Origin of the sequence: Rahnella sp. RFA10(1/100), from assembly GCF_004195115.1 — a bacterium.
GTDB lineage: Bacteria > Pseudomonadota > Gammaproteobacteria > Enterobacterales > Enterobacteriaceae > Rahnella > Rahnella perminowiae.
Window position 1 is genome coordinate 670448 of the sequence record NZ_SEWR01000002.1, and the last position, 24145, is coordinate 694592.

Here is a 24145-nt window from a genome sequence, read left to right on the forward strand (position 1 = left end):
GCCTGGAGGTTCATATGAACAAACAATTCCCAAACGGATTCTTATGGGGCGGAGCCGTCGCAGCCAATCAGGTGGAGGGGTCATACCTGACAGACGGTAAAGGCTTATCCACATCAGATCTACAACCGCAGGGAGTTTTCGGCCCGGTGCAGGAACGTACGGAAGGGGATTTCGGCGTGAAAGATGTCGCCATCGACTTCTATCACCGTTATCCGCAGGACATGAAATTGTTCGCCGAAATGGGCTTTACCGTGCTGCGTACCTCAATCGCCTGGACGCGTATCTTCCCGCAGGGTGATGAATCACAGCCGAATGAAGCGGGTCTGGCATTCTACGACCGCCTGTTTGATGAAATGGCAAAATACGGTATTACACCGCTGGTGACGCTTTCTCACTACGAAATGCCGTACGGCCTCGTGAAGAAACACGGTGGCTGGGGCAGTCGCGACACCATCGGTTTCTTTGAAAATTACGCCCGTACCGTGTTCACCCGCTATAAAGATAAAGTGAAGCACTGGCTGACCTTTAACGAGATCAATATGTCGCTGCATGCGCCATTCACCGGCGTGGGACTGCCGGAAGACAGCAGCAAGCAGGAAGTTTATCAGGCCATCCACCATCAGCTGGTTGCCAGTGCCAAAGCGGTTAAAGCCTGTCATGAGATTATTCCTGACGGTAAAATCGGTAATATGTTGCTCGGGGGCATGCTGTATCCGCTGACCTGCAAACCGGCCGATATGATGGAAACGTTGCAGCAAAACCGCGACTGGTTATTCTTCGGCGATGTTCAGGTACGGGGTGCCTATCCGGCTTATATGCAGCGTTTCTTTAAAGATCGTGGCATGGACATTACTATTACGGCGGAAGATAAAGCGGCGTTAAAAGAAACCGTTGATTTTATCTCATTCAGTTATTACATGACCGGTTGTGTCACCACGGATGAAGAGCAAAATATTAAAGCGCGTGCCAATATATTAAATATGGTGCCGAACCCGCATCTGCAAAGTTCCGAATGGGGATGGCAGATTGACCCGGAGGGTTTGCGCTTCTTAATGAACGAGCTTTATGACCGTTATCAGAAACCGTTATTTATTGTCGAGAACGGTTTGGGCGCGCGCGATAAAGTTGAAGCTGACGGCAGCATTCATGATGATTACCGCATTCAGTACATCAATGACCACCTGGTTCAGGTGCGTGAAGCCATTGAAGATGGCGTGGAAGTCATGGGCTATACCAGCTGGGGGCCGATTGATCTGGTCAGTGCCTCGAAAGCGGAATTCTCCAAACGCTACGGTTATATCTATGTTGACCGTGATGATCAGGGTAATGGCACGCTGGAGCGCCGCCGTAAGAAAAGCTTCTTCTGGTATCAGGAAGTGATTAGTTCAAACGGCGCATCTTTAAAATCCTGATCTGACTTTTGCCATTAATAATAGATAACCCTGCGGCTTATAAATTATAAGCCGCCTGTTCGCTCTGTATTAAAAATAACAAAAATGATCATTTAAAATAATCAGACGGAAATATAATGATGACACTTTCTCTGACTTCTTCGACACCTCAATATAAAGAAAATAATAAAATAAAGCACCTGCTGAAATATGGATTTTGGGTATTGTTTTTCTCTGCACTACATAATCATGCTGCCCAGGCCGCCAGTAACTGGAACGGTACCGTGCTTGGTTTTGAAGCGCCGGGCGAGGGCATGTTCGGCGATATGCTGGGTATCCGTCCGATCATCGAAGACCACGGTTTCCATTATCAGCTCGGTTATCTGAGTGAATCCTCTTACAACGCTGGTGGCGGTTACAACCATGATAAACATCTGGCGTATATCGATCAGTTCTCGCTGACTTTTACGCAGGATCTGGAAATGTACACCGGCATTCCCGACGCGGCCATCGAAGGGAACATTGTTAACCGTAACCACAACGATAATCTGACCACAGAACGTACACAGGATCCGCGTGTCGGATTTAACGACCTTGCGCAGGAGAGCTGGGGCGGACAGTCCATAACCCGTCTGGGCTGGCTGACCTTTGGCCGTAGTTTCGATGATCGCAAACTGCACTGGCGCATCGGCATGATGAACAAAAATCAGGACTTCGACCAGATAATCCCCTGTGATTTTCAGTTGCTGAGCCAGTGCGGCGGTAAATCCGCCAACTCGATGACCTGGTACAACTGGAATAAACATTACTGGGGCACCACGGTTCAGTACAAACTGACATCGGAACTGACGCTGAAAACCGGCATCATGGAACAGAACCCGGACGCGTCGGATCGTAAATACGCCTGGAGCGGCTCCCTGAAAGGCGCCCGCGGTATCCTGCTGCCGATGGAAGCGGAACTGAAAACCAAGGTGAATGGTTTGCCGGGTATTTATAACTTCGGCCTGCTGTATACCAATTCGCCGCAAACCGATTTGTCGCAGGGGAAAACGCAAAGTGTCGGTGCAACGGATCCGCAAGGTTACCGCAAACACAGCAGCACCTGGTTTATGTATACCGGCTTCAACCAGCAGATCACACAGCGCGGTGATGATCCGAACCGTGGCATGAGCGTGTCATACAGCCTGGGAGTAGGCGACCAGCGCAGTAATACCATTCATTACACGCAGGCGGCTTCCCTGCGCTATCGCGGGCTGTTTGATGCGCGTCCGGAAGACTGGCTGGGCCTGGGTGTGACACATATTCAGATGAGTAACCATTACCGTCAGAATCAGGAAAACCTGAATACTCTTTATCAGGTCGATGATTACGGCAATCCGCTGTATACGCCGCTGTCAGGCCATTCCGTCAACGCCGATCTGTATTATCAGATCAAAGTGCGTTCATGGCTGATTTTGCAACCGGATTTGCAATACTGGTACCGGCCGGGCGGGGTGAAGGAAACGCAGGATGCCTGGGTGACCGGACTTAAGGCCATCGTCACGTTCTGAGTACAAAATTTACGCCTGACTGCGGATCGGATCTGGTAAAATTAACAGGCAGATCCGCAGACTGCGGCAGACAAAACCTGATCATCCGTACGGACGATTGGGTTTTTCTTTTCAGGGAGTCACAATGAAAATCGCCAAAATACTCAATAATAATGTGGTGGTTGTCGTCAACGAACAGCAGCGCGAACAGGTCGTTATGGGACGCGGGCTGGCGTTTATGAAGAAAGCCGGGGATGAACTGGATGACAGCAAAATCGAGAAAGTCTTCGCCCTGCAGAATGACGAACTGGTCGCACATCTGACGGAGCTGTTGTCGCATATTCCGATGGAAGTGATGACGACCTGCGATCAGATTATTTCACTGGCTCGCGGGCGGCTGGGGAAACTCCAGGAAAACCTGTATATCGCACTCACCGACCATTGCAATTTTGCCATTGAACGGCAGAAGAAGGGAGTGCCTATCAGTAATGCCTTATTATGGGAAACCCGCCGTCTCTACCCGAAAGAATATGCCCTCGGGCTGGAAGCGCTGGAGATCATCGACACCCGTCTCGGCGTACGGCTGCCAGTAGATGAAGCGGGCTTTATTGCCCTGCATCTGGTCAACGCACAACTTAACGGTGAAATGCCGGAAGTGGCGCAGATCACCCGTGTGATGCAGGAAATCCTCAATCTGGTGAAATACCAGCTGCGTATCGAATATGACGAAGAAGCGCTGAGCTACCAGCGTTTCGTCACCCATCTTAAATTCTTCGCCCAGCGTATGCTCAGCCGCACGGTGGTGGCCGACGACGACATGACCCTGCATGTGGCGGTGAAAGAGAATTATCCGCAGGCGTGGTTGTGCGCGGAAAAAATCGCCGATTACCTGGCCGCGCAATATCAGCGCGAACTGACCACGGAAGAAATTATGTATCTCTCCATTAATATCGAACGGGTGAGAAAAGAGAGTCTGCCGAAATAATCGTCCTGACCGCACGCAGACGCAAAATTTGCATCGCGAAATATGACTGTTCACAATTTTTTATGACGGTTTTTTTTGCCACGGTTAGTGAGAACAGGTAGCATCCTTCGCCGTTATTGCACCAAAACAGTTCCGGCTAAAAAAACTACAGTGGGTAAACCCCATAAACGGCGAGGCTTGCAATCGTTTGCTTGCAGCACCCGGCGTCAGGTGAAGGTTATTTTGGAGAACAACTCATAATGAAGTCTCATAAGAAAACGGCAGAGGCGAAGCACGCGGCTAAACGGCGCTGGCTGGATTCCCACGATCACGGTTATCACAAGAGTATGGGCAACCGTCAGGTTCAGATGATTGCCATTGGTGGTTCTATCGGTACCGGTCTGTTTCTCGGCGCGGGGGCGCGTTTACAGATGGCAGGCCCGGCACTCGCTATCGTGTATGCGGTGTGTGGTATTTTTTCATTCTTTATCTTGCGTGCACTGGGCGAACTGGTTTTACACCGTCCGACCAGCGGCAGCTTCGTATCCTATGCCCGTGAGTTTCTGGGTGAAAAAGCTTCTTATGTAGCAGGCTGGATGTACTTCCTGAACTGGGCGATGACCGGCATTGTCGACATCACCGCAGTGGCTCTGTACATGCACTACTGGGGAACCTTCGGTGATGTTCCGCAATGGATGTTTGCGTTGGGCGCACTGGCGATTGTCGCCACCATGAACATGATTGGCGTGAAATGGTTTGCTGAGATGGAATTCTGGTTTGCGCTGATCAAAGTGGCCGCGATCGCTATCTTCCTGGTGGTTGGTGTGGTGTTCCTCGGCACCGGCAAACAACTGGACGGTAACGCCACCGGCCTGCATCTGATCACCGACAACGGCGGTATTTTCCCGCACGGGCTGTTGCCGGCGCTGGTTCTGGTGCAGGGCGTGGTCTTTGCATTCGCAGCCATCGAACTGGTCGGTACCGCAGCGGGCGAAACTAAAGATCCTGAGAAAGTGCTGCCGAAAGCCATTAACAGCGTTATCTGGCGTATTGCCTTGTTCTACGTCGGCTCCGTGGTGCTGCTGGTTCTGCTGCTGCCATGGAATGCGTATCAGGCGGGGCAAAGTCCGTTTGTTACCTTCTTTAGTAAGCTGGGCGTGCCTTACATCGGTACTATCATGAATATCGTGGTGCTGACGGCGGCGCTTTCGAGCCTGAATTCCGGACTGTATTCCACCGGTCGTATTCTGCGTTCCCTGTCGATGGGCGGCTCAGCACCGAAATTCATGTCTAAGATGAGTGCGCAGCAGGTGCCGTACGCCGGTATTCTGGTGACTGTCGGCATCTACATTGTTGGTGTTATTCTCAACTACTACGTGCCTTCACAGGTGTTTGAGATCGTCCTGAACGTCGCCTCACTCGGCATCCTCAGTTCATGGGCTTTCATTATTGTCTGTCAGATGAAACTGCGTACTGCCATCAAAGAAGGCCGTGCAAAAGACGTGTCTTTCAAGATGCCGTGGGCACCGGTAACCTCATGGCTGACGCTGGCGTTCCTGGCGGGCGTGCTGATCCTGATGGCCTTTGACTACCCGAACGGCACCTACACGGTGGCGACCATCCCGGTGCTGATCCTCCTGCTGGTCCTGGGCTGGATTGGTCTGCGCAAACGTGCGGCTGAAGTGCATGCCGAACAGGCTGAGCAGGAAGAAGCGCATCAGGCAAGTCTTAACGCGAAATAATTCGTTTCGCAGATTTTCAGCAAAGGGCTGCCGTGAAGGTGGCCCTTTTTCATTCGTGCCCGGTAAAAAAATCTGAAACAGCCATAGTGCCTCTCTCCTTTGACTAGGCTTATTCTTTTATGATGAGAGGGAGCAAATGTTGAAGATTTTTTTACACATATTCTCCAGCCCGGAAAAATTCCTCGGGCTGCTAAGTACCGCAGACAGGGATAACACGCTGGAAGAAGGTGAGCGTATTCTGATTGATGAAAACGGTACGGCGTCAGTCAACCTGGCTAATCAGGAGATGCAGAAAGACTTTGCCCGTCACGTCAAACGTATGAGCGTACTGTAATGGCGACAGCGGTTTTCATGGTCTTAATGGTCTGCGGCTACTGGTACACCACCCGCGACATTTCATCGCGTTTCAAACTTAAACGCACCTTCGGCTGGGACGTCTATTTTTTGGTGGCTCTGTATGGCTGTATTTTTGTCCTGCAGGGGGTGCTGGTCATCGCGCTGGTGTATCTGGTGCTGTGGGGGATTTCTGACGTCATCAACTGGCTGCCCGCTTTGGCGCATCAGCAACAGGATGTGCACTACCATCGTGATTTCATCAACTGGAGCTTTTTGGGCATTCAGGCACCGGTGGTGATTATGCTTGCCGTTTCCGTGATGCTGTGCCTGGTGCGCACCACCTGGTCGCCGGGCTTACGCCTCAATACTGCCGGACGCAAACAACTGTACAAACAACTCACCCGCGCCAACGGCGTGGAAGGGCTGTTGTACCAGTGTATGGAAGAGGGCGATATGGTGTTTATCACGTTACAGTCGCGGCGCGTATATATCGGCATGGTACATACCGCAAAATGTGAAACGAGTTCATCAGACAACGTTGTGGTGATCCCGATGGTCAGCGGCTATCGCGATAAAGATACGCTGGAGCTGCGCGTCGAGCACAATTATGCCCGCTATTATCAGGAACATGGCATCACACCTGTGTCAGAACCGGTGAGTGTATTGAAATTTCGAAAGGTGATTTTACTGAGCCAGATAGAAACCCTGTCGCTGTTTGATCCCTCAAGCGCCTGCGCGTTTAAGAAACTTATTCCGCTGATTGAGGAAGAAATGGCCCGGAAAATTGGCGAGAAGGACGCCTGAAATAAGGCGTCCCGCAGGTATTACACGATAGTGAAGCTGAAATCACTCAGACCTTCGATGCCGCCGGTGATCACGTCACCGCGCACGACCGGTCCCACACCGGCTGGTGTACCGGTATAGATCAGATCACCAGGTTTGAGTTCCACCGCCTGAGACAGATAGCTGATAACGTCCGCCACCTGCCAGATCTGGTCGCTCAAATCACCGCGCTGACGTTTCTCACCGTTCACGTCGAGCCAGATTTTACCGGCCGCCGGATGACCTGTCTCACTCACCGGCAGCAGCGGATTCGCCGGTGCGGAAGCATCAAACCCTTTGGCGAAATCCCACGGACGTCCCAGTTTCTTGGCCTGTGCCTGAATATCGCGACGGGTCAAATCCACACCCACGGTGTAACCCCAGACGTGTGACAGTGCGTCTTCAGCGGCAATATTTTTACCGCCTTTTGCCATCGCGACGACCAGCTCCACTTCATAGTGCAGGTCTTCGGTCAGGGTCGGATAGGGCACATTGCCGCTGGCGGGAACCACGGCATCAGCCGGTTTGCCAAAGAAGAAAGGGGGTTCGCGATCAGGATCATGGCCCATTTCGCGGGCGTGCTCGGAATAGTTGCGCCCAACGCAATACACGCGGCGCAACGGGAACCGGGCGCTCTGGCCTTCGACGGCGAGAGACGGAACTTCAGGTGCAGCAATTACATATTCAGTCATCGCATTCACTTCACAAAGTTATCGAATTAACATATTTGCAAAGCGAATCCACATTGACCAGTAAATTTATGTTACTGGTCAATGTCTCACTGTCAGGCTTTGTAACGCGGTGCGGCATGAGCCTGCAGGAAGTTTGGCACCATCGCACCGCGCAGTGCATCAAAATCGTTCCACTGTTTTTCGTCCTGTAGTGGTGGAATGGTGATTTTTTCTTTGCGGTCAAAGCCCAGTAAGGCGGCATCCACCAGTTCACCCACTTCCATCACGCCCGGGACTTCATCGATATTTTTGCCAGAACGTTCCCAGATTTCTGTACGCGTTGCGGCAGGCAGCACCGCCTGAACGTACAGACCGCGTCCGGCCATTTCAAATTGCAGCGTCTGGCTGAAGGTCAGTACAAAGGCTTTGGTGGCGGAATACACCGCAGACTGCAATTCCGGTGCCAGCGCCATGACAGATGCAATATTGATAATTGCCCCGTCTTTGTGGCTGATCAGGCCGTCGAAGGCCACGCGGGAAAGACGTGCGACGGAGGTAACGTTCAGGGCGATCAGATTTTCGATGGCATTGGCGTCGCTGTTTTCAAAACCGGCTTTCAGCGAAGCGCCGGCATTATTCACCAGCAGGGAAATCTGCGGTGTAGCGCGGATAAATTCCTCAACGCGGGTTAAATCTTCGCTGCGGGTTAAATCGGCAGGCAGCACAGTGACGCTGACGCCGGTTTCCTGTTGCAGGCGGTCCGACAGCGCGTTCAGGCGTTGAACGTCACGGGCAACGAGGATTAAATCGTAACCACGTTTCGCCAGGCGATCGGCATAGGTTGCGCCAATGCCGGTGGATGCGCCGGTGATTAAGGCCAGGGACTGAGAGCGAGTTGTATCTGACATGGTATAACCTCGGTGTTGAGTAATTGGTTTAATAATAAAACCAGATGATTTTTAGCACCGGTGGTTTTATAATGCAACCAGATTTTCTTAAACGCATTAAGCAGGAAGTGCCATGAAACGAACCCGTCTGGAAAACACGCCTTGTCCGGCTGGCCGTGCGCTGGATTTAATCGGCGACTGGTGGACATTGCTGATTGTCCGCGACGCGATGTACGGCATCTCGCGATTCAGCGAATTCCAGCGCAGTCTGGGGGCGGCGAAAAACATTCTCAGCACCCGGCTTAAGGCGCTGGTGGCAGAAGGCATTTTAAAGATTGAACCCGCTGCCGACGGCTCGGCGTATCAGGATTACGTACTGACCGAAAAAGGGCGGGCGCTGCAACCGGTGCTGGTCGCGCTGGGGCAGTGGGGAAGTGAATATTTGTTTGAAGAAGGCGAAGCCTGTACGCAACTGGTGGATATCGAAAACCGCCAGCCGCTGCGTAAGCTGGAAATCCACGCGCAGGACGGGCGGGTACTTGAGAGCCGGGATATTACGGCGATTATTCCTGAGATTTAAAATTTGAATTCGATCAGCTCCTCCCCTGTGAAGGGGAGGAGCTAAAAGCGAAACCCGCAATGACGCGATCGGCTCCCGCGCCTGAGAAAGGGAGGAGCAAGTTTACCGCGCAATCCTCTCATGCCAGTATTTCGTAAACTCTTCCTCACCATTGAGGCTGACGACCATATCACCGCTGACGATGAAATGCGTCAGGTCGCTGCGCAGTTCAAGCGTAATTTCCGCCTCCATCCACCAGCCTTCACGTCCCATTTTCATGGTCTGTGTGAGCAGATAACGGGCGGAAAGCGGATCGCTGTTACTGACCGTCAGTTCACGACGCAGACTGTGGTCGACGGTGGTGTCGATATCATCAAAGCGGTAAACGCCTTCGCCGAATACGCCCCCCACGCCATGCGTGACGCTGGTCCAGCTGTCCGTGAGGAAATCGTAAGTGATGTTACGGTCAACGCGGCCGGGGGACAGCACAGTTTGCGGCGTCAGCGGTGCGCTTTGTGGTTCCCTGATCGGGCCATCAACCGACACCGGTTGCCCGCACACCGGCAGGCTGAGTTGCGCGCTGTGCAAATCTAACGTCAGCGTCGCGGCTTCAGGCATCGGCCAGATCATCGGCCAGAAGGTGGTGGCCAGCGAGAGCCGCATCCGGTGGCCGGTGGCAAAACGGTGTGCGATACCGTCCAGTTGTACAGGCACTTTGACTTTCTGGCCGGGAATAAGGGGCACAGATTGGTCATGGCCGTGCAGATGCGACAAATTCAGCCACCCGTGCGTGACACGGTTTACCGAACCGTCCGGCGCGACGTCAGAAAGCCGGACATACAACATGGCGGCCGGTTTATCGCTGCTCAGTTCGACGGTAAATTCCGGGAAGCCGAAAATGGTCAGCGGCTCAGCCAGCGGTTCGCCGTCAAAGATTTCCGCCATACCGTCATCGACACGCTGATCCGGCGGCATTTCGCCGGGCACGCCTGCGCCCATCCATTCACCGGCCATCAGGCCATGGTTTTGCGGCGAACAGATATTGAGCACCCCGGCATCAACGTCCGGTTGGGTATTGAGCTGGCCGCGTGTCAGCCATCGCGGGCTGTGACTGATATTGCTGGCGGTGCCGCGATCAAATCCCACCCATTCGCCACGGCTGACCGGACGCATCGCCGATGGCGGCTGACTGTCCTGCAACCAGGTTTGGATCATCGGGCCTTCCATCGCGCCATTGTCTTCACCTTTCAGCCAGTGATCCCACCAGCGCACGGCTTCCTGTAAGAAACCAATTGCCGGCTCCGGTGTGCCGTCCTGCGGATAAATATGTGCCCACGGGCCGAGAATGGCGCGGCGTGGCACTTTCAGATTATCCATCAGGCGGAACACGGCGTTACTGTAGGCGTCGGCCCAGCCGCCGATGGCCATGACCGGACACTGGATCGCCGGCCAGTCTTCGCATACGGAACCGTGCTGCCAGTATTCATCGCGCAGCGGATGTTCCATCCATAATGCCGGGAAGAACGGCATATTTTCCAGACGGTTCAGCCAGTCTTTGTACCAGCTTTCACCGACCAGCGCCGGATCCGACGGGCGGCTCTGATACGCCAGCATAATGCCGCCCCACCAGAGATTGTCGTTGAGCAGACAGCCGCCTTTGTAGTGAATATCGTCGCGGTAACGGTCGTCGGTGGAGCAGACAGTGATGATGGCTTTCAGGGCGGCAGGGCGGCGGGCAGCGACCTGCAGACCGTTAAAGCCCCCCCAGGATTTGCCCATCATGCCCACATTGCCGCTGCACCAGCGTTGTGCAGCGATCCACTCAATGACTTCCAGTGCGTCGTCCTGCTCCTGAAGCAGGTATTCATCGGCCAGCAATCCGTCGGATTCGCCGCTGCCGCGCATATCCACACGTACGACTGCGTAGCCGTTGCCGGCGAAGAAACCGTGCATCGGTTCGTCGCGGGTGCGGGTCCCGTCGCGTTTGCGGTAAGGGATGTATTCGAGGATCGCAGGAACCGGCTGCTGTTCAGCGTCGTCCGGCAGCCACAGGCGCGCAGCGAGACGCGTGCCATCACGGAGCGGGATCCACAGATGTTCAGTCACGGTGACGGCGTGCGGGAATTCAGTCACGATGCGTTTGGTGTTCATAAGACTCCTGTCGGGGAAATCGCTGCCGCAGGTAGCGCCGTGCCACGCTGGACGAGAACGTCATCCAGCCAGCTGGTGCGCATTTCCGGTACGGAGGTCAGCAGTTTTTCGGTATAGCTGTGCATTGGCGCGCTGAAGACCACGTCAGTATCGCCGCTGGCGACCACCTGACCCTGATACATCACGGCCACCTGATGGGCGATACGTTTCACCGTACCTAAATCGTGGGTGATAAACAGGTACGACAGCCCGAGTTGTTCCTGTAAGCGGCGCAACAGATTCAGTACTTCTTCCGCCACCAGCGGATCGAGCGCTGACGTCGCCTCATCACAGATAATCAGTTCCGGCTGCGCAGCCAACGCACGGGCGATGCAGACGCGCTGTTTCTGCCCGCCGGAAAGCTCGCCGGGGCGACGGTCGATCAGTTTGACCGGCAGTTCGGTGAGTCGCAGTAATTCTTCCACACGCTCACGCACCTGCTTTTTGTTCATGCCGAAATAGAATGTCAGCGGGCGGCCGATGATATCCAGCAGTGTCTGGCGCGGATTCAGCGCCACGTCAGGCAACTGATAAATCATCTGCATGCGGCGCAGCGTTTCTTTATCGCGCTGATGGAAATGATGTGAAAGCGAAATGCCGTCGAAATCCACCGAGCCTTCGGTATCCGTCAGTAAACCCACCAGCGCCCGTGCCAGCGTACTTTTTCCGCTGCCGGATTCGCCGATAATCGCCAGCGTTTTGCCGCGCGGCAGTTGCAGGCTGACGTCATGCACTACCTGCTTACCGTTGTAGCCGGTGCTCAGTTTGCGCATCGTCAGCAACGGCTGACCGGCGGTTTCATGGCCGCCGGTCAGTGGTGTCAGGGCGTGTTCGCGTTCCGCCACCAGTCTGCGGGTATATTCCTGCTGCGGATTTTCCAGAATGGTCTGCGTGCTGCCAGTTTCCACTTCTTTGCCGTGCCGCAGCACCATAATCCGGTCAGCAAGCTGGGCGACAACGGCCAGGTCGTGCGTGATATACAGCGCCGCCGTGTTGAACTCGCGCACCAGTTTGCGCAGCATCACCAACACTTCAATCTGCGTGGTGACGTCCAGTGCGGTAGTCGGCTCGTCCATAATCAGTAAATCAGGCTTACAGGACATGGCCATGGCGGCCATTGCACGCTGAAGCTGGCCACCGGACAACTGATGCGGGTAACGTTTGCCAATGTTTTCAGGGTCCGGTAAATCCAGCGAGCGGAACAGCGAAATCGCCCACTGGCGGCTCTCTTCCTGGCTCATCAGACCGTGGCGGATCGGGCCTTCGCAGACCTGTTTTTCGATGGTCAGCGCCGGATTAAACGAGGCTGCTGCGCTTTGCGCCACATACGCCACGCGCTTGCCGCGCCATTGACGTTTGATATGCGAAGGCTGAGAAACGATATCCGTGCCGTCCAGCAAGACTTCGCCACCGGCAATCCGGCAACCCTGACGTGCATAGCCGAGCGCCGCCAGTCCGATGGTCGATTTCCCTGCGCCGGATTCGCCAATCAGGCCGAGCACTTCGCCGGCTGCCAGTTTCAGGCAGATATCCTGCACCAGCGGCGAACCGTCGAGGGTCTCGATGCGCAGGCCGCGCATTTCTAAAATCGTGCGTGTCATGCTTCGTCTCCATGCGGCAGGCTGTTACGTGCCAGCAGCCAGTCGACCACCAGATTGACGCCAATCGTCAGCAAGGCAATCGCTGCTGCCGGATATAGCGGGGCGAACTGACCAAAGTTAATCGCCTGAGCATTGTCACGCACCATGCTGCCCCAGTCGGCATACGGCGGCTGAATGCCCAGCCCTAAGAAGCTTAAGCCCGCGATAAACAGGAAGGTAAAGCAGAAGCGCATGCCAAACTCCGCCAGCAGCGGCGGCAGTGCGTTAGGCAGGATTTCCCGGAACAGCACCCAGCGCAGCCCCTCGCCACGCAAACGCGCCGCTTCAACATATTCCTGACAGACAATTGCCTGCGCTACCAGCCGTGCCAGACGAAACACACGGGTGGCATCAAGCAGGGCGATGGTCAGCACCAGCACGGGAACAGAGGTGCCCATCACGGACAATACGATCAGCGCAAAAATCAGCACCGGAATCGACATCACGGTATCGACGATGCGCGACAGCACCATATCCACCCATTTACCGTAAATCGCCGCCGTAAAGCCGGTGACGATGCCGATGATGAAAGAACTGAAGGTGATAGTCAGCGCGATAGCAATGGTGGTGCGGGCACCAAACAGGATGCGTGACAGCATGTCGCGACCGAGACTGTCGGTGCCAAATGGCGTGGCGGCGGAGGGCAGCAACCAAATGTCACCGACCTGTTCAGTTTCGCTGTGCGGCGCGAGCCACGGCGCAAAAATAGCGGCCAGCAGGTTCACCGCAATGATCACAATACCAATCCAGGCCGACAGCGGGATGTTAATGAAATATCGGTTCATGCGTTCCCTCTTCAGCGCGCATGGCGCAGGCGTGGATTGCACCAGATCGCCAGTAAATCGGCGGTGGTGTTGAGAAAAATATAGGTGCCGCCAAACAGCAGGCCGCAGGCCTGAACCACCGGCAGGTCGCGTTTGGTGACCGCATCCACCATGTATTGCCCGATGCCCGGATAGACAAACACCACTTCCACCAGGATGACACCCACCACCAGATACGCCAGATTGAACGCGACGACATTAATGATCGGCGCAAGGGCGTTGGGCAGGGCGTGAGATACCACAATCCGCCATCGCGGAATGCCTTTCAGCACCGCGCTTTCAATGTACGGGCTGGCCATCACTGCGGTGACTGATGCACGCGTCATGCGCAGCATATGCGCCAGCACGACCAGCGTCAGGGTAACCATCGGCAGCGTACAGACGTAAAGACGGTCGATGAACGAGGAACTGCTGTCCACCATTGCCAGACTCGGGAACCATGTCAGCCGGATAGCGAAAGCGATGACCAGAATGTAGCCGACAAAAAATTCCGGCACCGAAATACTGATTAGCGTCAGGGTATTCGCCAGCCGGTCAAAAACGGAACCGCGCCAGATGGCGGATGCGATGCCTAAACCGACGGCAAGCGGTATCGCGATCACCGCCGCATATCCGGCAAGGAACAGGGTGTTTGCCAGACGTGGCAGTAATTCATCGCTGATGGCACGCCCGTTCGCCAGCGACTGTCCTAAGTCACCATGCATAATGCCCGCCAGCCAGTGCAGATAACGTAGCACTGACGGCTCATCCAGCCCGAGTTGCAGACGCAACGCGGCCACGGTTTCAGGCGTGGCACTCTGGCCTAAAATGGCCGTCGCGACGTCGCCGGGCAGCATTTCCGTGCCGATAAAAATCAGCACAGAAACCAGCCACAGCGTGACAATGCCTGACAGGATCCGCTGTAAAATCCTTTTCTTCATCATGCCTCCAGCCAGACGCGCTCGGCCAGACGACCACCCATGAAGTTGAACATCGGGTGGGGTTTGATACCGCCGACTTTTTTGCTGGCCGCATCAAGATAATCGCCGAACAGCGGGATCATCGCGCCACCGTTATCGCGCACGATACTTTGCAGCTCGCCATAAATTTCGGCCCGTTTGCCCTCATCGAGCAGTGAACGGGCCTGCAACAGCAAGGCGTCAAACTTCTCATCTTTCCAGTGGGTGTCATTCCATTTCGCCGTCGACTGATAGGCGGTGGAGAACATCTGGTCAGCGGTCGGACGCCCGCCCCAGTAACCCATGCTGAACGGTGCTTTCATCCATACATCGTCCCAGTAGCTGTCGGCGGGCTGGCGTTTAATGTTGACCTGAATACCGCCTTTCTGTGCCTGCCCCTGGAACAAAGCGGCGGCGTCGAGCGCACCGGCAAAAGCGGCGTCAGAGGAGGACAGTTCGATTTTAAGATCCGTCAGACCGGCTTTTTTCAGATAGAACTTCGATTTGTCCGGATCGTAAACGCGCTGTTCCAGACTGTGATTGAAGAAGCGATCGGTCTTAGGGATCGGGTGGTCATTGCCCAGCGAGCCGTAGCCACGCAGCACGGTGTCGAGGATTTTCTGACGGTCTATGCCGTGTTTAATTGCCATGCGCACATCGTTGTTGTTATACGGCGCAACGCTGCAGTCCATCAGGAAGGTGAAATGCTGGCCGCCGGAAGAACGAATAATGTTCAGTGCCGGGCTGCGTTTAAGGAAGTCGACGGTTTTGAAATCAACGCGGTTAATGGCGTGAACCTGACCGGAAATCAGGGCGTTGGTGCGGGCGGTCGGGTCGTTGATGACCAGCACTTCCACGGCATCGACAAAGGCGCGATCCGGTTTCCAGTAATTCGGGTTGCGTTTAAACAGCGATCGTACACCCGGTTCGTACTGATCAAAGATAAAACCACCGGTACCAATCGGGTGAGACCAGTCGGTGAAGCCTGCCGGTACCACCACCAGATGGTAATCCGCCAGCAGATAGGGCAGGTCGGCGTTGCCGCTTTCAAGCGTGATCAGGATCTGCTTATCGCCCTGTTTAGTCAGACCGGTGATCGGGGCCAGCTGGGACTTGATCGCGCTTTTGGATTTGTCGCCGCGATGCAGGTTGATGGAGTAAAGAATGTCATCGGCATCCAGCGTCTTACCGTTATGGAAAGTCACGCCCTCGCGCAGGGTAAACACCCATTCAGCAGCACCGGGTTTGGCCTCCCACGCGGAGAATAATTCAGGTGTGGCTTTGTTATTTTCGTCAATTTCAATCAGGCCGTTCATCAGCATATATGCCTGATTTAGCGGGACCCAGTCGCTAAATAATGTCGGGTCCAGCGTATCACTGGTATTTCCCCCTGACATACCCAGTTTTAATATGCCGCCTTTTTTCGGTTCAGCAGCAAAAGCAGAGAACGGTGAAAAGCCCATGGCACTCGTAATACCCACAGCGGAAGCGCTGGTAATAAAGCCGCGACGGCTAAGTTGTGCATCCTGCATTAATTTCGTCAAAGGGGAATTATTATCTTTCATTAATTTTCTCCATAGTACGTGCTGGAATTTTTTAGGTGCAGGTGAAATATCCCGGGTGGATCAATGGGCGCAATGGTTTGCCTTGATGATTTATATCAAAACCCCCTGTTGAACTTGCATGAGAATTTATCATGAGGGTATGCGAAAAATGCGCGGCAGAACACCCTGAAAAGCTTTATTTTTCTGATCTACCAACGTCTGGAAAGGGAAGTGACCGGTGGAACTGCATACGGTTGTCGGCTTAATTGGCGTGTTTTGCTATCTTCTGGCTTATGCGCTGGTTCAAATGCGCAGGCTAGCGGTTGATGCTAACAGTTACGCCTATCTTAATATAATCGGCGGTGTGTTTGGTCTGTATTCATTAAGTCATGATTTTAACCTTGCATCCTGTATTTCACAGTCATGCTGGCTATTATTTACATTAATTGGTATGAATTCGGCGAGAAAACGCAGATACCTTGAAAGGAATAAAATCCCGCCGACGGATATATAATTAACATATAAGATTCTTATTAATCTCCATCTCCCCTTCGCAGGGGAGGAAGCAAACTATTTAAGGCTGTTTCAGCCAGTTAATAACTTTGTGTACCATGGGTTTGAGGAACCGATCCTGCGGCGTCAGCATGTAGCATTTTCCTGCCGCCGCCAGTTTGCCGGGATGCGCGGCGACAAGCTGGCCGTTATTGATATAATCCTGCACCAGTCCTTCCCAGCCGAGCAATATCCCGTCGCCCAGCACTGCCGATTGCACCAGGAACGGATAATTATTGGCGCGCCACGTTCTGCGCGGCGTCACGAAGCTGACACCCTGTGAGGCAAACCAGTCGCGCCAGCCTGTCCATTCACGCTGTGGATCATCCTGAATCAGCAGGGTTTGTTCCAGAAGATCGGCGGCGCTGGCCTCCGGCGGAAGACGAGCCAGAAATTGCGGTGAGCACATCGGATAACATACTTCGTCAAACAACGCCTGAACGTGGTATCCGGGCGGCGGCTCACGCAGATAGAAGATAGCCAGATCAAATTCTGATGACTTAAGGTCTGAAAAGCTGTCGGAAATTTTCATGCGGATTTGCAAATCGGGCAAAAGCTGGCGCAATAACGACAGGCGGGACGACAACCACAGGCCGCTCATGGCGCTGGTACAGGCCAGTGTGACCTGCGGCAAACCATTCCAGCCCATGACTTCAGCCGTGGATTGCGAAATATCGCCCAGTAATTTACGCACCTGATGCGCATAGGTTTCACCGCGTGGCGTCAGGGTCGTTTTACGCTGAGCGCGCTGGAAAAGCTTACACCCGAGCATTTCCTCCAGCTGGATGATCTGGCGGCTGATGGCACTTTGAGTAAGATTCAGCTCATCGGCTGCCCGGGAAAAACTGCAATAACGCGCCACGCATTCAAAAGCCACCAGCGTGTTCAGTGGCGGTAACGGTTCTATCTGCACGGTAAAGTCTCCCCGCATGGGCGTTTAGCTGTTTTCCAGCATCAGCGAAATCGTCAGACCGACCTGCTGGATGGCGCGTTCAGTTTTTGCAGTCAGGGGCTGGGCATAGTTGATGCGCAGGCAATTACGGTATTTGCCTGAAGCAGAGAATATCGAACCGATGGCAATTTGCACGAGATGTTCTTCGAGCAGCCGGTTCAGGCGCTGTGTATCCACGCGTTCATCGAGTTCAATCCACAACAAAAAACCGCCCTGCGGACGGCTGACACGCGTACCACACGGAAAATACTTCATCACCCAGTCGGTCATGATGCACAGATTGCGCTGGTACTGATTACGCATCCGGCGCATATGCTGCAGGTAATGTCCCTGTCTGATGAAATCGGCGATTGCGATTTGTGGCAGCGTCGCCGACGCGCCGGTAGTGATGTATTTCATGTGCAATGCGCGGTCATGGTAGCGACCCGGCGCGATCCAGCCGACCCGTAAACCGGGCGCCAGCGTTTTTGAAAACGAGCTGCACAGCAATACGCGGCCATCTTCATCGAAAGAAGTGATGGTAGCAGGGCGCGGATACTGATACGCCAGTTCACCATAAACATCGTCTTCGATAATGGCGATATCGTAGCGTTGTGCCAGTCGCAGCAGACTTTTTTTCCGGTCATCCGGCATGTTGTAACCGAGCGGATTATTGCAGTTTGGCGTCAGTTGTATGGCCTTGACCGGCCACTGCTCGAGTGCCATTTCCAGCGCTTCGAGGCTGATGCCAGTCACCGGGTCTGTCGGGATTTCCAGCGCTTTCATGCCGAAACCTTTCAGGGTTTGCATGGCTCCGTGAAAACTCGGCGAATCCACCGCCACAATATCACCTTGTTCGCAGACCGAACGGATAGCGATAGACAGGGCTTCATGGCAACCGGTGGTGATCAGAATATTGCTGGCATCCATGTGGCTGCCGCTGTCAATCATCAGGCGGGCGATTTGTTCGCGCAATTCTTCCGAGCCGTAAATGCTGTCGTAATGAAATGCATTGAGATTCTGATGCTGTCCGGCCCGGCCCATCAGACGGCTGAGTGGCCTGAGCGTGGCTGCCGTGACGTCCGGCGAGCCCCGCCCGAGTTGAACCACACCGGGACGATGCGGCGAAGTGATCAATTCAAGTACCTGATCCCACTGGGAAATATCCACAGGACGTTGTGTCGGGCGGCAAACCGCCGGCAATGCTGCCTGCAGACGCGCATCTTTCACGAAGTAGCCGGATTTGGGCCGCGCTTCCACCAGCTGTTTTTCTTCCAGCACCCGGTAGGCCTGCTGAACCGTACTGACGCTGACGCCATGTTCACTGCTTAACACCCGCACCGAAGGCAGGCGGATCCCCGCCGGATACAGGCCCTGTTCAATGCGGTCACTCAAGACATTTGCCAGATTTTCGTAACGGTTCATTTTCTTTTCCTCAACGCCTGCGCAAAGAAAGCAGTACAGATGGACACAATCTAACGCTTAATCTGTCATCAGATCCAGATCTGTATGGTCGAAATACAAAAAAACTGAATCTGTAATGTTTTCACCGTTTGTTAGATCCTGATGTCAGGTCGTCAACGGGAGCAGAATATGAAAAAAATCATTGAAGATCGGCAGTTTGCCGGATGTGACACGCGTGTCTGTGCAGAGATCGCAACACCTGAGCGGGCAGTACAGATGCCGCAGAAAAAAGCCGGATGGGTAAAACAGTTATTTGCCGTCGTGCACGACTGGAATGAGCGGCGCGTCAGCCGCAAGATTTTGCATTCACTGAACGCGGATCAGCTGAAGGATATTGGTCTGGCGAAATCGGATATTGACAAAGAATATCCTAAAGCCATCTGGCCGAACTGGCCGAAGTAATTTTGCTCCTCCCCTGCGAAGGGGAGGAGCGGTCATGAGTTTTACTTCACCTGCATACCCGGCTGTGCGCCGGAATCCGGGCTGAGCAAGAAGATGTCTTTTCCGCCAGGGCCCGCCGCCATCACCATCCCTTCAGAGATACCGAAGCGCATTTTACGCGGTGCGAGGTTCGCGACCATGATGGTCAGACGACCTTCCAGTGCTTTCGGATCAGGATAGGCAGAACGGATACCGGAGAAAATCTGACGCGTTTCGCCGCCCAGATCCAGCTTCAGACGCAGCAGTTTGTCTGAACCTTCGACGAAATCAGCGCTTACGATCAGCGCGATACGCATATCCACTTTGGCAAAATCATCAAACGTGATGGTTTCCTGAATCGGGTCATCGGCCAGCGGTCCGGTTGCCGGAGTTTTGGCTGCAGCGATATCCTCTTTTGAGGCATCAACCATCGCGGTCACTTTATCCATTTCGATACGGCTGAACAGCGCTTTGAACGGATTCACCTGATGCGACAGCAGCGGCTGGGCAATCGCGTCCCAGTCAAGCCGGGTATTCAGGAAAGCTTCTGTGCGCTCTGACAATGCAGGCAGAACCGGCTTCAGATAGGTCATCAGTACACGGAACAGGTTAATTCCCATTGAGCAGATGGCCTGCAGGTCGGCATCACGGCCTTCCTGTTTCGCCACCACCCACGGAGCCTGTTCGTCGACATAACGGTTGGCCAGATCAGCAAGTGCCATGATTTCACGGATGGCGCGACCTGACTCACGGCTGTCATAAGCCTGAGCGATGCTTTCCGCGGCGTCGGTGAAGGTTTTGTACAACGCTTCATCGGCCAGCTTATCAGCCAGTTTGCCGTCAAAACGTTTGGCAATAAAACCGGCATTACGTGACGCCAGATTGACGACTTTATTGACGATATCGGCGTTAACACGCTGCACGAAATCTTCCAGATTCAGGTCAATATCGTCGATGCGTGAAGACAGTTTTGCCGCGTAGTAGTAACGCAGGCAGTCTGCATCCAGATGGTTAAGATACGTGCTGGCTTTGATGAACGTGCCACGGGACTTGGACATTTTCGCACCGTTGACGGTGACATAGCCGTGCACGAACAGATTAGTCGGCTTGCGGAAACCGCTGCCTTCCAGCATTGCCGGCCAGAACAGGCTGTGGAAGTAAACGATGTCTTTACCGATGAAATGGTACAGTTCAGTCGTGGAGTCTTTTTTCCAGAACTCGTCGAAATTCAGATCGCTGCGGCGGTCACACAGGTTTTTGAATGAGCCCATATAGCCGATGGGCGCGTCCAGCCAGACGTAGAAATATTTGCCCGGGGCATCCGGAATTTCAAAACCGAAATACGGGGCATCGCGGGAGATGTCCCATTGCTGCAAACCATGTTCAAACCATTCCTGCATTTTGTTCGCCACTTGTTCCTGCAGTGCGCCGGAACGGGTCCAGGCTTGCAACATCGCGCTGAACTCAGGCAAATCAAAGAAATAATGTTCGGAATCACGCAGCACCGGCGTCGCGCCCGACACCACAGATTTCGGCTCGATCAGTTCAGTCGGGCTGTAGGTGGCGCCACATACTTCGCAGTTATCGCCATACTGGTCAGGCGATTTACATTTCGGGCAGGTACCTTTAACGAAACGGTCAGGCAGGAACATGCCTTTCTCCGGATCGTACAACTGAGAAATAGTGCGATTCTTGATAAAACCGTTTTCTTTCAGACGACCGTAAATCAGCTCTGACAGCACACGGTTTTCATCACTGTGGGTGGAGTGATAGTTGTCGTAACTGATGCCGAAGCCGGCGAAATCTTTCTGATGCTCCTGGCTCATTTCGGCAATCATCTCTTCCGGCCTGATCCCGAGTTGCTGTGCTTTCAGCATGATCGGAGTGCCGTGTGCATCGTCCGCACAGATGAAATGCACTTCATTGCCGCGCATTCGCTGGTAACGAACCCAGACGTCAGCCTGGATGTGCTCGAGCATGTGACCGAGATGGATGGATCCGTTGGCGTACGGAAGTGCACAGGTTACCAAAATTTTTTTCGCGACTTGAGCCATAGTAAGAGCTTGCTTTCTGTAGTTGAAATCAGGGGCATTGATGTTAACCGAAAGCGCCGCCCCGCGTAAACAAACGGGGGGATCTCCTTGCGTGTGTTCTGTTATGCTTAAGGCAGATACCTCGTCTGATAACCCCTTTCAAGGAGCCGGGATGACATCTCAATCCCCACAGCAGACCACACCCGCAGGGCTGCGCGCACTCGTGACCGGCGTACTGGCCACCTTCCGCCATTCCACACTGCAAAAAGATTTGCCCGCGATGAAAGCGTTGCATCACTGCGTGTTAATGGATGAAGTTTTACATATTGATCTGACCCTGCCGTTCGCCTGGAACAGCGGTTTTGATGCGTTAAAGGAAGAAACCAGCAGCGAATTGTTGCGGGTGACGGGGGCATCTGCGATTCAGTGGAATCTGCGCCACGACATTGCCACCATTAAACGGGCAAACGAACAGCCGGGTATCAAGGGTGTTCGCAATATTCTGGCAGTCAGTTCAGGCAAAGGTGGGGTAGGGAAGTCTACCACGGCGGTTAACCTGGCGCTGGCGCTGGCGGCGGAAGGTGCCAAAGTTGGTATTCTGGATGCGGATATTTATGGGCCTTCTGTCCCGAATATGCTGGGTACTGAAGAAGAACGCCCGACCTCGCCGGATGGCGTGCACATGTCGCCGATTATGGCGCACGGCCTGGCGACCAACTCGATTGGCTATCTGGTGACAGATGAAAACGCCATGGTGTGGCGCGGGCCGATGGCCAGCAAAGCGCTGATGCAGATGCTGCAGGATACGCTGTGGCCAGATCTGGATTATCTGGTCATCGACCTGCCACCGGGTACCGGTGATATTCAGCTTACGCTGTCGCAAAATATTCCGGTGACCGCCGCCTTAGTGGTCACGACGCCGCAGGATATTGCGCTGCTTGATGCGATGAAGGGCATCGTGATGTTTGAGAAAGTCCATGTGCCGGTGCTGGGCATTGTTGAGAACATGAGCATGCATGTGTGCAGCAACTGCGGGCACCACGAACCGATTTTCGGTACCGGTGGCGCGCAACGTCTGGCCGAGAAATACCGCTGCGAATTGCTGGCGCAATTGCCGCTGCATATTTCACTGCGTGAGGATTTAGATCGTGGCGAGCCGACAGTGGTTTCTAATCCGGAAAGCGAATTCACAGTGATTTACCGCGAACTGGCGGCAAAAATTGCGTCACAACTGTTCTGGAAAGGCGACGCCATCCCGACAGAAATTGCCTTCAGAGCCGTTTAATCCCCCAACTCTGCGAATTATTGCCTGATGTCAGCGATTACACCGCCTTAACGCTGGCATCGGGCAGTGTGTTGTACTTATAATTGGCGCGTTCAAAGCATATGTCTGTGCTTGCCTTCCAACTTCCAAATCAGGTCTTTAATTTTATGTCTGACAAATTCCATCAGTGTGTCATCGTGGGTATCGCTGGCGCATCTGCTTCGGGAAAAAGCCTCATCGCCAGTACGTTATACCGTGAACTTCGTGATCAGGTCGGTGATGAGCATATCGGGGTCATCCCGGAAGATTGCTACTATAAAGACCAGAGTCACATGACCATGGAAGAGCGGGTCAAAACCAACTACGACCATCCAAGTGCGATGGACCACAATTTACTGTTCCAGCATTTACAGGCTATGAAGTCTGGTCAGGCAATTGAATTACCGAGCTACAGCTTCATTGAGCATACCCGTCTGCCAGAGACCGTCACTCTTAAACCGAAGAAAGTGATTATTCTGGAAGGGATCCTGCTCCTGACCGACGCGCGTTTACGTGACGAAATGAATTTCTCCATCTTCGTCGATACCCCGCTGGATATATGCCTGATGCGCCGCATGAAACGTGACGTCAACGAACGTGGTCGTTCAATGGATTCCGTGATGGCGCAGTATCAGAAAACGGTACGTCCAATGTTCCTGCAATTTATCGAGCCTTCAAAACAATACGCAGACATCATTGTGCCGCGCGGCGGCAAAAACCGGATTGCGATTGATATCCTCAAGGCTAAAATCAGCCAGTTCTTCAATTAATCGCGGAACAATCCGTTAACACCACACCGGAGATACGATGAGACTTTGCGACCGAGATATAGAAGCCTGGCTGGACAGCGGCAAATTAGGCATTTCACCCCGTCCGCCGGTTGAACGGATTAACGGTGCAACGGTAGATGTGCGTCTGGGAAACGGATTTCGCGTTTTCCTCGGCCATAACGCGGGTTATATCGATCTGAGTGGCCCGAAAGACGAAGTCAGTGCTGCGCTCGATAAAGTGATGAGTGATGAGATTGTTTTGCCGGAAGGTGAAGCATTCTTCCTGCACCCTGGCGAACTGGCGCTGGCAGTGACCTATGAGTCGGTCACTATTCCTGACGATCTGGTGGGCTGGCTGGACGGACGCTCCTCACTGGCGCGTCTCGGGCTGATGGTGCACGTAACCGCACACCGTATTGATCCGGGCTGGAAGGGACGTATCGTTCTGGAGTTCTATAATTCAGGTAAGCTCCCGCTGGCGCTTCGCCCGGGAATGTTGATTGGCGCGCTGAGTTTTGAGCCGTTATCGGGTTCTGCTGCAAGGCCGTACAATAGTCGTCAGGACGCGAAATACCGCGACCAGCAAAGCGCTATTGCCAGTCGTATTGATAAAGACTGATTCTGTTTTTCATCCG

General features: G+C 53.8%; 22 protein-coding genes. 12 read left to right on the forward strand and 10 right to left on the reverse strand.

What is annotated here, in order from left to right:
* The first annotated feature begins 14 nt into the window (after nt 1-14).
* The 6 genes from ascB (at nt 15) to ETV65_RS09725 (ending at nt 6766) form a co-directional block, all read left to right on the forward strand.
* Nucleotides 15-1412, forward strand: coding sequence for a 6-phospho-beta-glucosidase (ascB, locus tag ETV65_RS09700; protein ID WP_129952657.1), 1398 nt, complete (start codon nt 15-17; stop codon nt 1410-1412).
* A 293-nt stretch (nt 1413-1705) separates the two neighbouring features.
* On the forward strand, nt 1706-2941 hold the full coding sequence (locus ETV65_RS09705) for a carbohydrate porin (RefSeq protein WP_235174257.1): 1236 nt from the start codon (nt 1706-1708) through the stop codon (nt 2939-2941).
* A 124-nt stretch (nt 2942-3065) separates the two neighbouring features.
* Nucleotides 3066-3905 carry a transcriptional antiterminator BglG gene (gene bglG, locus ETV65_RS09710; RefSeq protein ID WP_129952658.1) on the forward strand — a complete coding sequence of 280 codons (840 nt, stop codon included), beginning with the start codon at nt 3066-3068 and terminating at the stop codon, nt 3903-3905.
* Nucleotides 3906-4144: 239 nt separating this feature from the next.
* Entirely contained in the window at nt 4145-5626 is a 1482-nt protein-coding gene (gene ansP, locus ETV65_RS09715; protein ID WP_129952659.1) for an L-asparagine permease, read from the forward strand.
* Between the two features lie 136 nt (nt 5627-5762).
* Nucleotides 5763-5960, forward strand: a complete 198-nt coding sequence (locus ETV65_RS09720) for a hypothetical protein (protein ID WP_129952660.1) — start codon at nt 5763-5765, stop codon at nt 5958-5960.
* Entirely contained in the window at nt 5960-6766 is an 807-nt protein-coding gene (locus tag ETV65_RS09725; protein ID WP_129952661.1) for a hypothetical protein, read from the forward strand. Before ETV65_RS09720 ends, ETV65_RS09725 begins: the two co-directional genes overlap by 1 nt.
* 20 nt (nt 6767-6786) lie before the next feature.
* Here the strand turns inward: ETV65_RS09725 and ETV65_RS09730 are convergent, their stop codons facing one another.
* The gene (locus tag ETV65_RS09730) at nt 6787-7476 is read right to left on the reverse strand and encodes a fumarylacetoacetate hydrolase family protein (protein ID WP_129952662.1); all 690 of its coding nucleotides are present in this window, start codon (nt 7474-7476) and stop codon (nt 6787-6789) included.
* Nucleotides 7477-7568: 92 nt separating this feature from the next.
* Nucleotides 7569-8363 (reverse strand): SDR family oxidoreductase, encoded by a 795-nt coding sequence (locus ETV65_RS09735; RefSeq protein ID WP_129952663.1) that lies wholly within the window; start codon nt 8361-8363, stop codon nt 7569-7571.
* A gap of 112 nt (nt 8364-8475) precedes the next feature.
* Between ETV65_RS09735 and ETV65_RS09740 the strand changes: the two genes are divergently transcribed.
* On the forward strand, nt 8476-8922 hold the full coding sequence (locus tag ETV65_RS09740) for a helix-turn-helix domain-containing protein (RefSeq protein WP_129952664.1): 447 nt from the start codon (nt 8476-8478) through the stop codon (nt 8920-8922).
* Nucleotides 8923-9024: 102 nt separating this feature from the next.
* Here ETV65_RS09740 and ETV65_RS09745 read toward each other — a convergent pair whose 3' ends face one another.
* The 5 genes from ETV65_RS09745 to ETV65_RS09765 are packed head-to-tail and all read right to left on the reverse strand — an operon-like array spanning nt 9025 to nt 16058.
* The gene (locus ETV65_RS09745) at nt 9025-11052 is read right to left on the reverse strand and encodes a CocE/NonD family hydrolase (RefSeq protein ID WP_129952665.1); all 2028 of its coding nucleotides are present in this window, start codon (nt 11050-11052) and stop codon (nt 9025-9027) included.
* A complete protein-coding gene (locus ETV65_RS09750; RefSeq protein WP_129952666.1) occupies nt 11049-12692 on the reverse strand; it encodes an ABC transporter ATP-binding protein in 1644 nt (547 codons plus the stop codon). Before ETV65_RS09750 ends, ETV65_RS09745 begins: the two co-directional genes overlap by 4 nt.
* On the reverse strand, nt 12689-13516 hold the full coding sequence (locus ETV65_RS09755; protein ID WP_129952667.1) for an ABC transporter permease: 828 nt from the start codon (nt 13514-13516) through the stop codon (nt 12689-12691). Before ETV65_RS09755 ends, ETV65_RS09750 begins: the two co-directional genes overlap by 4 nt.
* Nucleotides 13517-13527: 11 nt before the next feature.
* On the reverse strand, nt 13528-14475 hold the full coding sequence (locus tag ETV65_RS09760) for an ABC transporter permease (protein WP_129952794.1): 948 nt from the start codon (nt 14473-14475) through the stop codon (nt 13528-13530).
* On the reverse strand, nt 14475-16058 hold the full coding sequence (locus ETV65_RS09765) for an ABC transporter substrate-binding protein (RefSeq protein WP_129952668.1): 1584 nt from the start codon (nt 16056-16058) through the stop codon (nt 14475-14477). The genes ETV65_RS09760 and ETV65_RS09765 overlap by 1 nt, the downstream gene beginning before the upstream one ends.
* Before the next feature lie 217 nt (nt 16059-16275).
* On the opposite strand from ETV65_RS09765, the gene ETV65_RS09770 reads away from it, so the two are divergent.
* Nucleotides 16276-16551: a hypothetical protein gene (locus ETV65_RS09770; RefSeq protein ID WP_015696885.1), complete on the forward strand. Its 276-nt coding sequence runs from the start codon at nt 16276-16278 to the stop codon at nt 16549-16551.
* A 60-nt stretch (nt 16552-16611) separates the two neighbouring features.
* On the opposite strand, the gene ETV65_RS09775 is transcribed toward ETV65_RS09770, so the two are convergent.
* Both ETV65_RS09775 and ETV65_RS09780 read right to left on the reverse strand, forming a co-directional pair.
* Nucleotides 16612-17502, reverse strand: coding sequence for a LysR substrate-binding domain-containing protein (locus ETV65_RS09775; protein ID WP_129952669.1), 891 nt, complete (start codon nt 17500-17502; stop codon nt 16612-16614).
* A 24-nt stretch (nt 17503-17526) separates the two neighbouring features.
* On the reverse strand, nt 17527-18945 hold the full coding sequence (locus ETV65_RS09780) for a PLP-dependent aminotransferase family protein (RefSeq protein WP_129952670.1): 1419 nt from the start codon (nt 18943-18945) through the stop codon (nt 17527-17529).
* Nucleotides 18946-19113: 168 nt separating this feature from the next.
* Here ETV65_RS09780 and ETV65_RS09785 point away from each other — a divergent pair, with 168 nt between their 5' ends.
* On the forward strand, nt 19114-19386 hold the full coding sequence (locus ETV65_RS09785) for a DUF1127 domain-containing protein (RefSeq protein WP_129952671.1): 273 nt from the start codon (nt 19114-19116) through the stop codon (nt 19384-19386).
* Between the two features lie 41 nt (nt 19387-19427).
* On the opposite strand, the gene metG is transcribed toward ETV65_RS09785, so the two are convergent.
* On the reverse strand, nt 19428-21500 hold the full coding sequence (metG, locus tag ETV65_RS09790; RefSeq protein ID WP_255466766.1) for a methionine--tRNA ligase: 2073 nt from the start codon (nt 21498-21500) through the stop codon (nt 19428-19430).
* A gap of 109 nt (nt 21501-21609) precedes the next feature.
* Between metG and apbC the strand changes: the two genes are divergently transcribed.
* The 3 genes from apbC (at nt 21610) to dcd (ending at nt 24129) form a co-directional block, all read left to right on the forward strand.
* On the forward strand, nt 21610-22722 hold the full coding sequence (gene apbC, locus ETV65_RS09795; RefSeq protein WP_129952673.1) for an iron-sulfur cluster carrier protein ApbC: 1113 nt from the start codon (nt 21610-21612) through the stop codon (nt 22720-22722).
* 146 nt (nt 22723-22868) lie between these two features.
* Nucleotides 22869-23510 carry a uridine kinase gene (gene udk, locus ETV65_RS09800; protein ID WP_013575064.1) on the forward strand — a complete coding sequence of 214 codons (642 nt, stop codon included), beginning with the start codon at nt 22869-22871 and terminating at the stop codon, nt 23508-23510.
* Between the two features lie 37 nt (nt 23511-23547).
* Nucleotides 23548-24129: a dCTP deaminase gene (gene dcd / locus ETV65_RS09805; RefSeq protein WP_120133513.1), complete on the forward strand. Its 582-nt coding sequence runs from the start codon at nt 23548-23550 to the stop codon at nt 24127-24129.
* The last annotated feature ends 16 nt before the right edge of the window (nt 24130-24145 follow it).

Bases quoted from the DNA above. Each gene is read 5' to 3' on its own strand.
- ascB (WP_129952657.1), top strand. From the start codon at position 15: ATGAACAAACAATTCCCAAACGGATTCTTATGGGGCGGAGCCGTCGCA.
- ETV65_RS09705 (WP_235174257.1), top strand. From the start codon at position 1,706: ATGTTCGGCGATATGCTGGGTATCCGTCCGATCATCGAAGACCACGGT.
- bglG (WP_129952658.1), top strand. From the start codon at position 3,066: ATGAAAATCGCCAAAATACTCAATAATAATGTGGTGGTTGTCGTCAAC.
- ansP (WP_129952659.1), top strand. From the start codon at position 4,145: ATGAAGTCTCATAAGAAAACGGCAGAGGCGAAGCACGCGGCTAAACGG.
- ETV65_RS09720 (WP_129952660.1), top strand. From the start codon at position 5,763: ATGTTGAAGATTTTTTTACACATATTCTCCAGCCCGGAAAAATTCCTC.
- ETV65_RS09725 (WP_129952661.1), top strand. From the start codon at position 5,960: ATGGCGACAGCGGTTTTCATGGTCTTAATGGTCTGCGGCTACTGGTAC.
- ETV65_RS09730 (WP_129952662.1), bottom strand. From the start codon at position 7,476: ATGACTGAATATGTAATTGCTGCACCTGAAGTTCCGTCTCTCGCCGTC.
- ETV65_RS09735 (WP_129952663.1), bottom strand. From the start codon at position 8,363: ATGTCAGATACAACTCGCTCTCAGTCCCTGGCCTTAATCACCGGCGCA.
- ETV65_RS09740 (WP_129952664.1), top strand. From the start codon at position 8,476: ATGAAACGAACCCGTCTGGAAAACACGCCTTGTCCGGCTGGCCGTGCG.
- ETV65_RS09745 (WP_129952665.1), bottom strand. From the start codon at position 11,052: ATGAACACCAAACGCATCGTGACTGAATTCCCGCACGCCGTCACCGTG.
- ETV65_RS09750 (WP_129952666.1), bottom strand. From the start codon at position 12,692: ATGACACGCACGATTTTAGAAATGCGCGGCCTGCGCATCGAGACCCTC.
- ETV65_RS09755 (WP_129952667.1), bottom strand. From the start codon at position 13,516: ATGAACCGATATTTCATTAACATCCCGCTGTCGGCCTGGATTGGTATT.
- ETV65_RS09760 (WP_129952794.1), bottom strand. From the start codon at position 14,475: ATGAAGAAAAGGATTTTACAGCGGATCCTGTCAGGCATTGTCACGCTG.
- ETV65_RS09765 (WP_129952668.1), bottom strand. From the start codon at position 16,058: ATGAAAGATAATAATTCCCCTTTGACGAAATTAATGCAGGATGCACAA.
- ETV65_RS09780 (WP_129952670.1), bottom strand. From the start codon at position 18,945: ATGAACCGTTACGAAAATCTGGCAAATGTCTTGAGTGACCGCATTGAA.
- ETV65_RS09785 (WP_129952671.1), top strand. From the start codon at position 19,114: ATGAAAAAAATCATTGAAGATCGGCAGTTTGCCGGATGTGACACGCGT.
- apbC (WP_129952673.1), top strand. From the start codon at position 21,610: ATGACATCTCAATCCCCACAGCAGACCACACCCGCAGGGCTGCGCGCA.
- udk (WP_013575064.1), top strand. From the start codon at position 22,869: ATGTCTGACAAATTCCATCAGTGTGTCATCGTGGGTATCGCTGGCGCA.
- dcd (WP_120133513.1), top strand. From the start codon at position 23,548: ATGAGACTTTGCGACCGAGATATAGAAGCCTGGCTGGACAGCGGCAAA.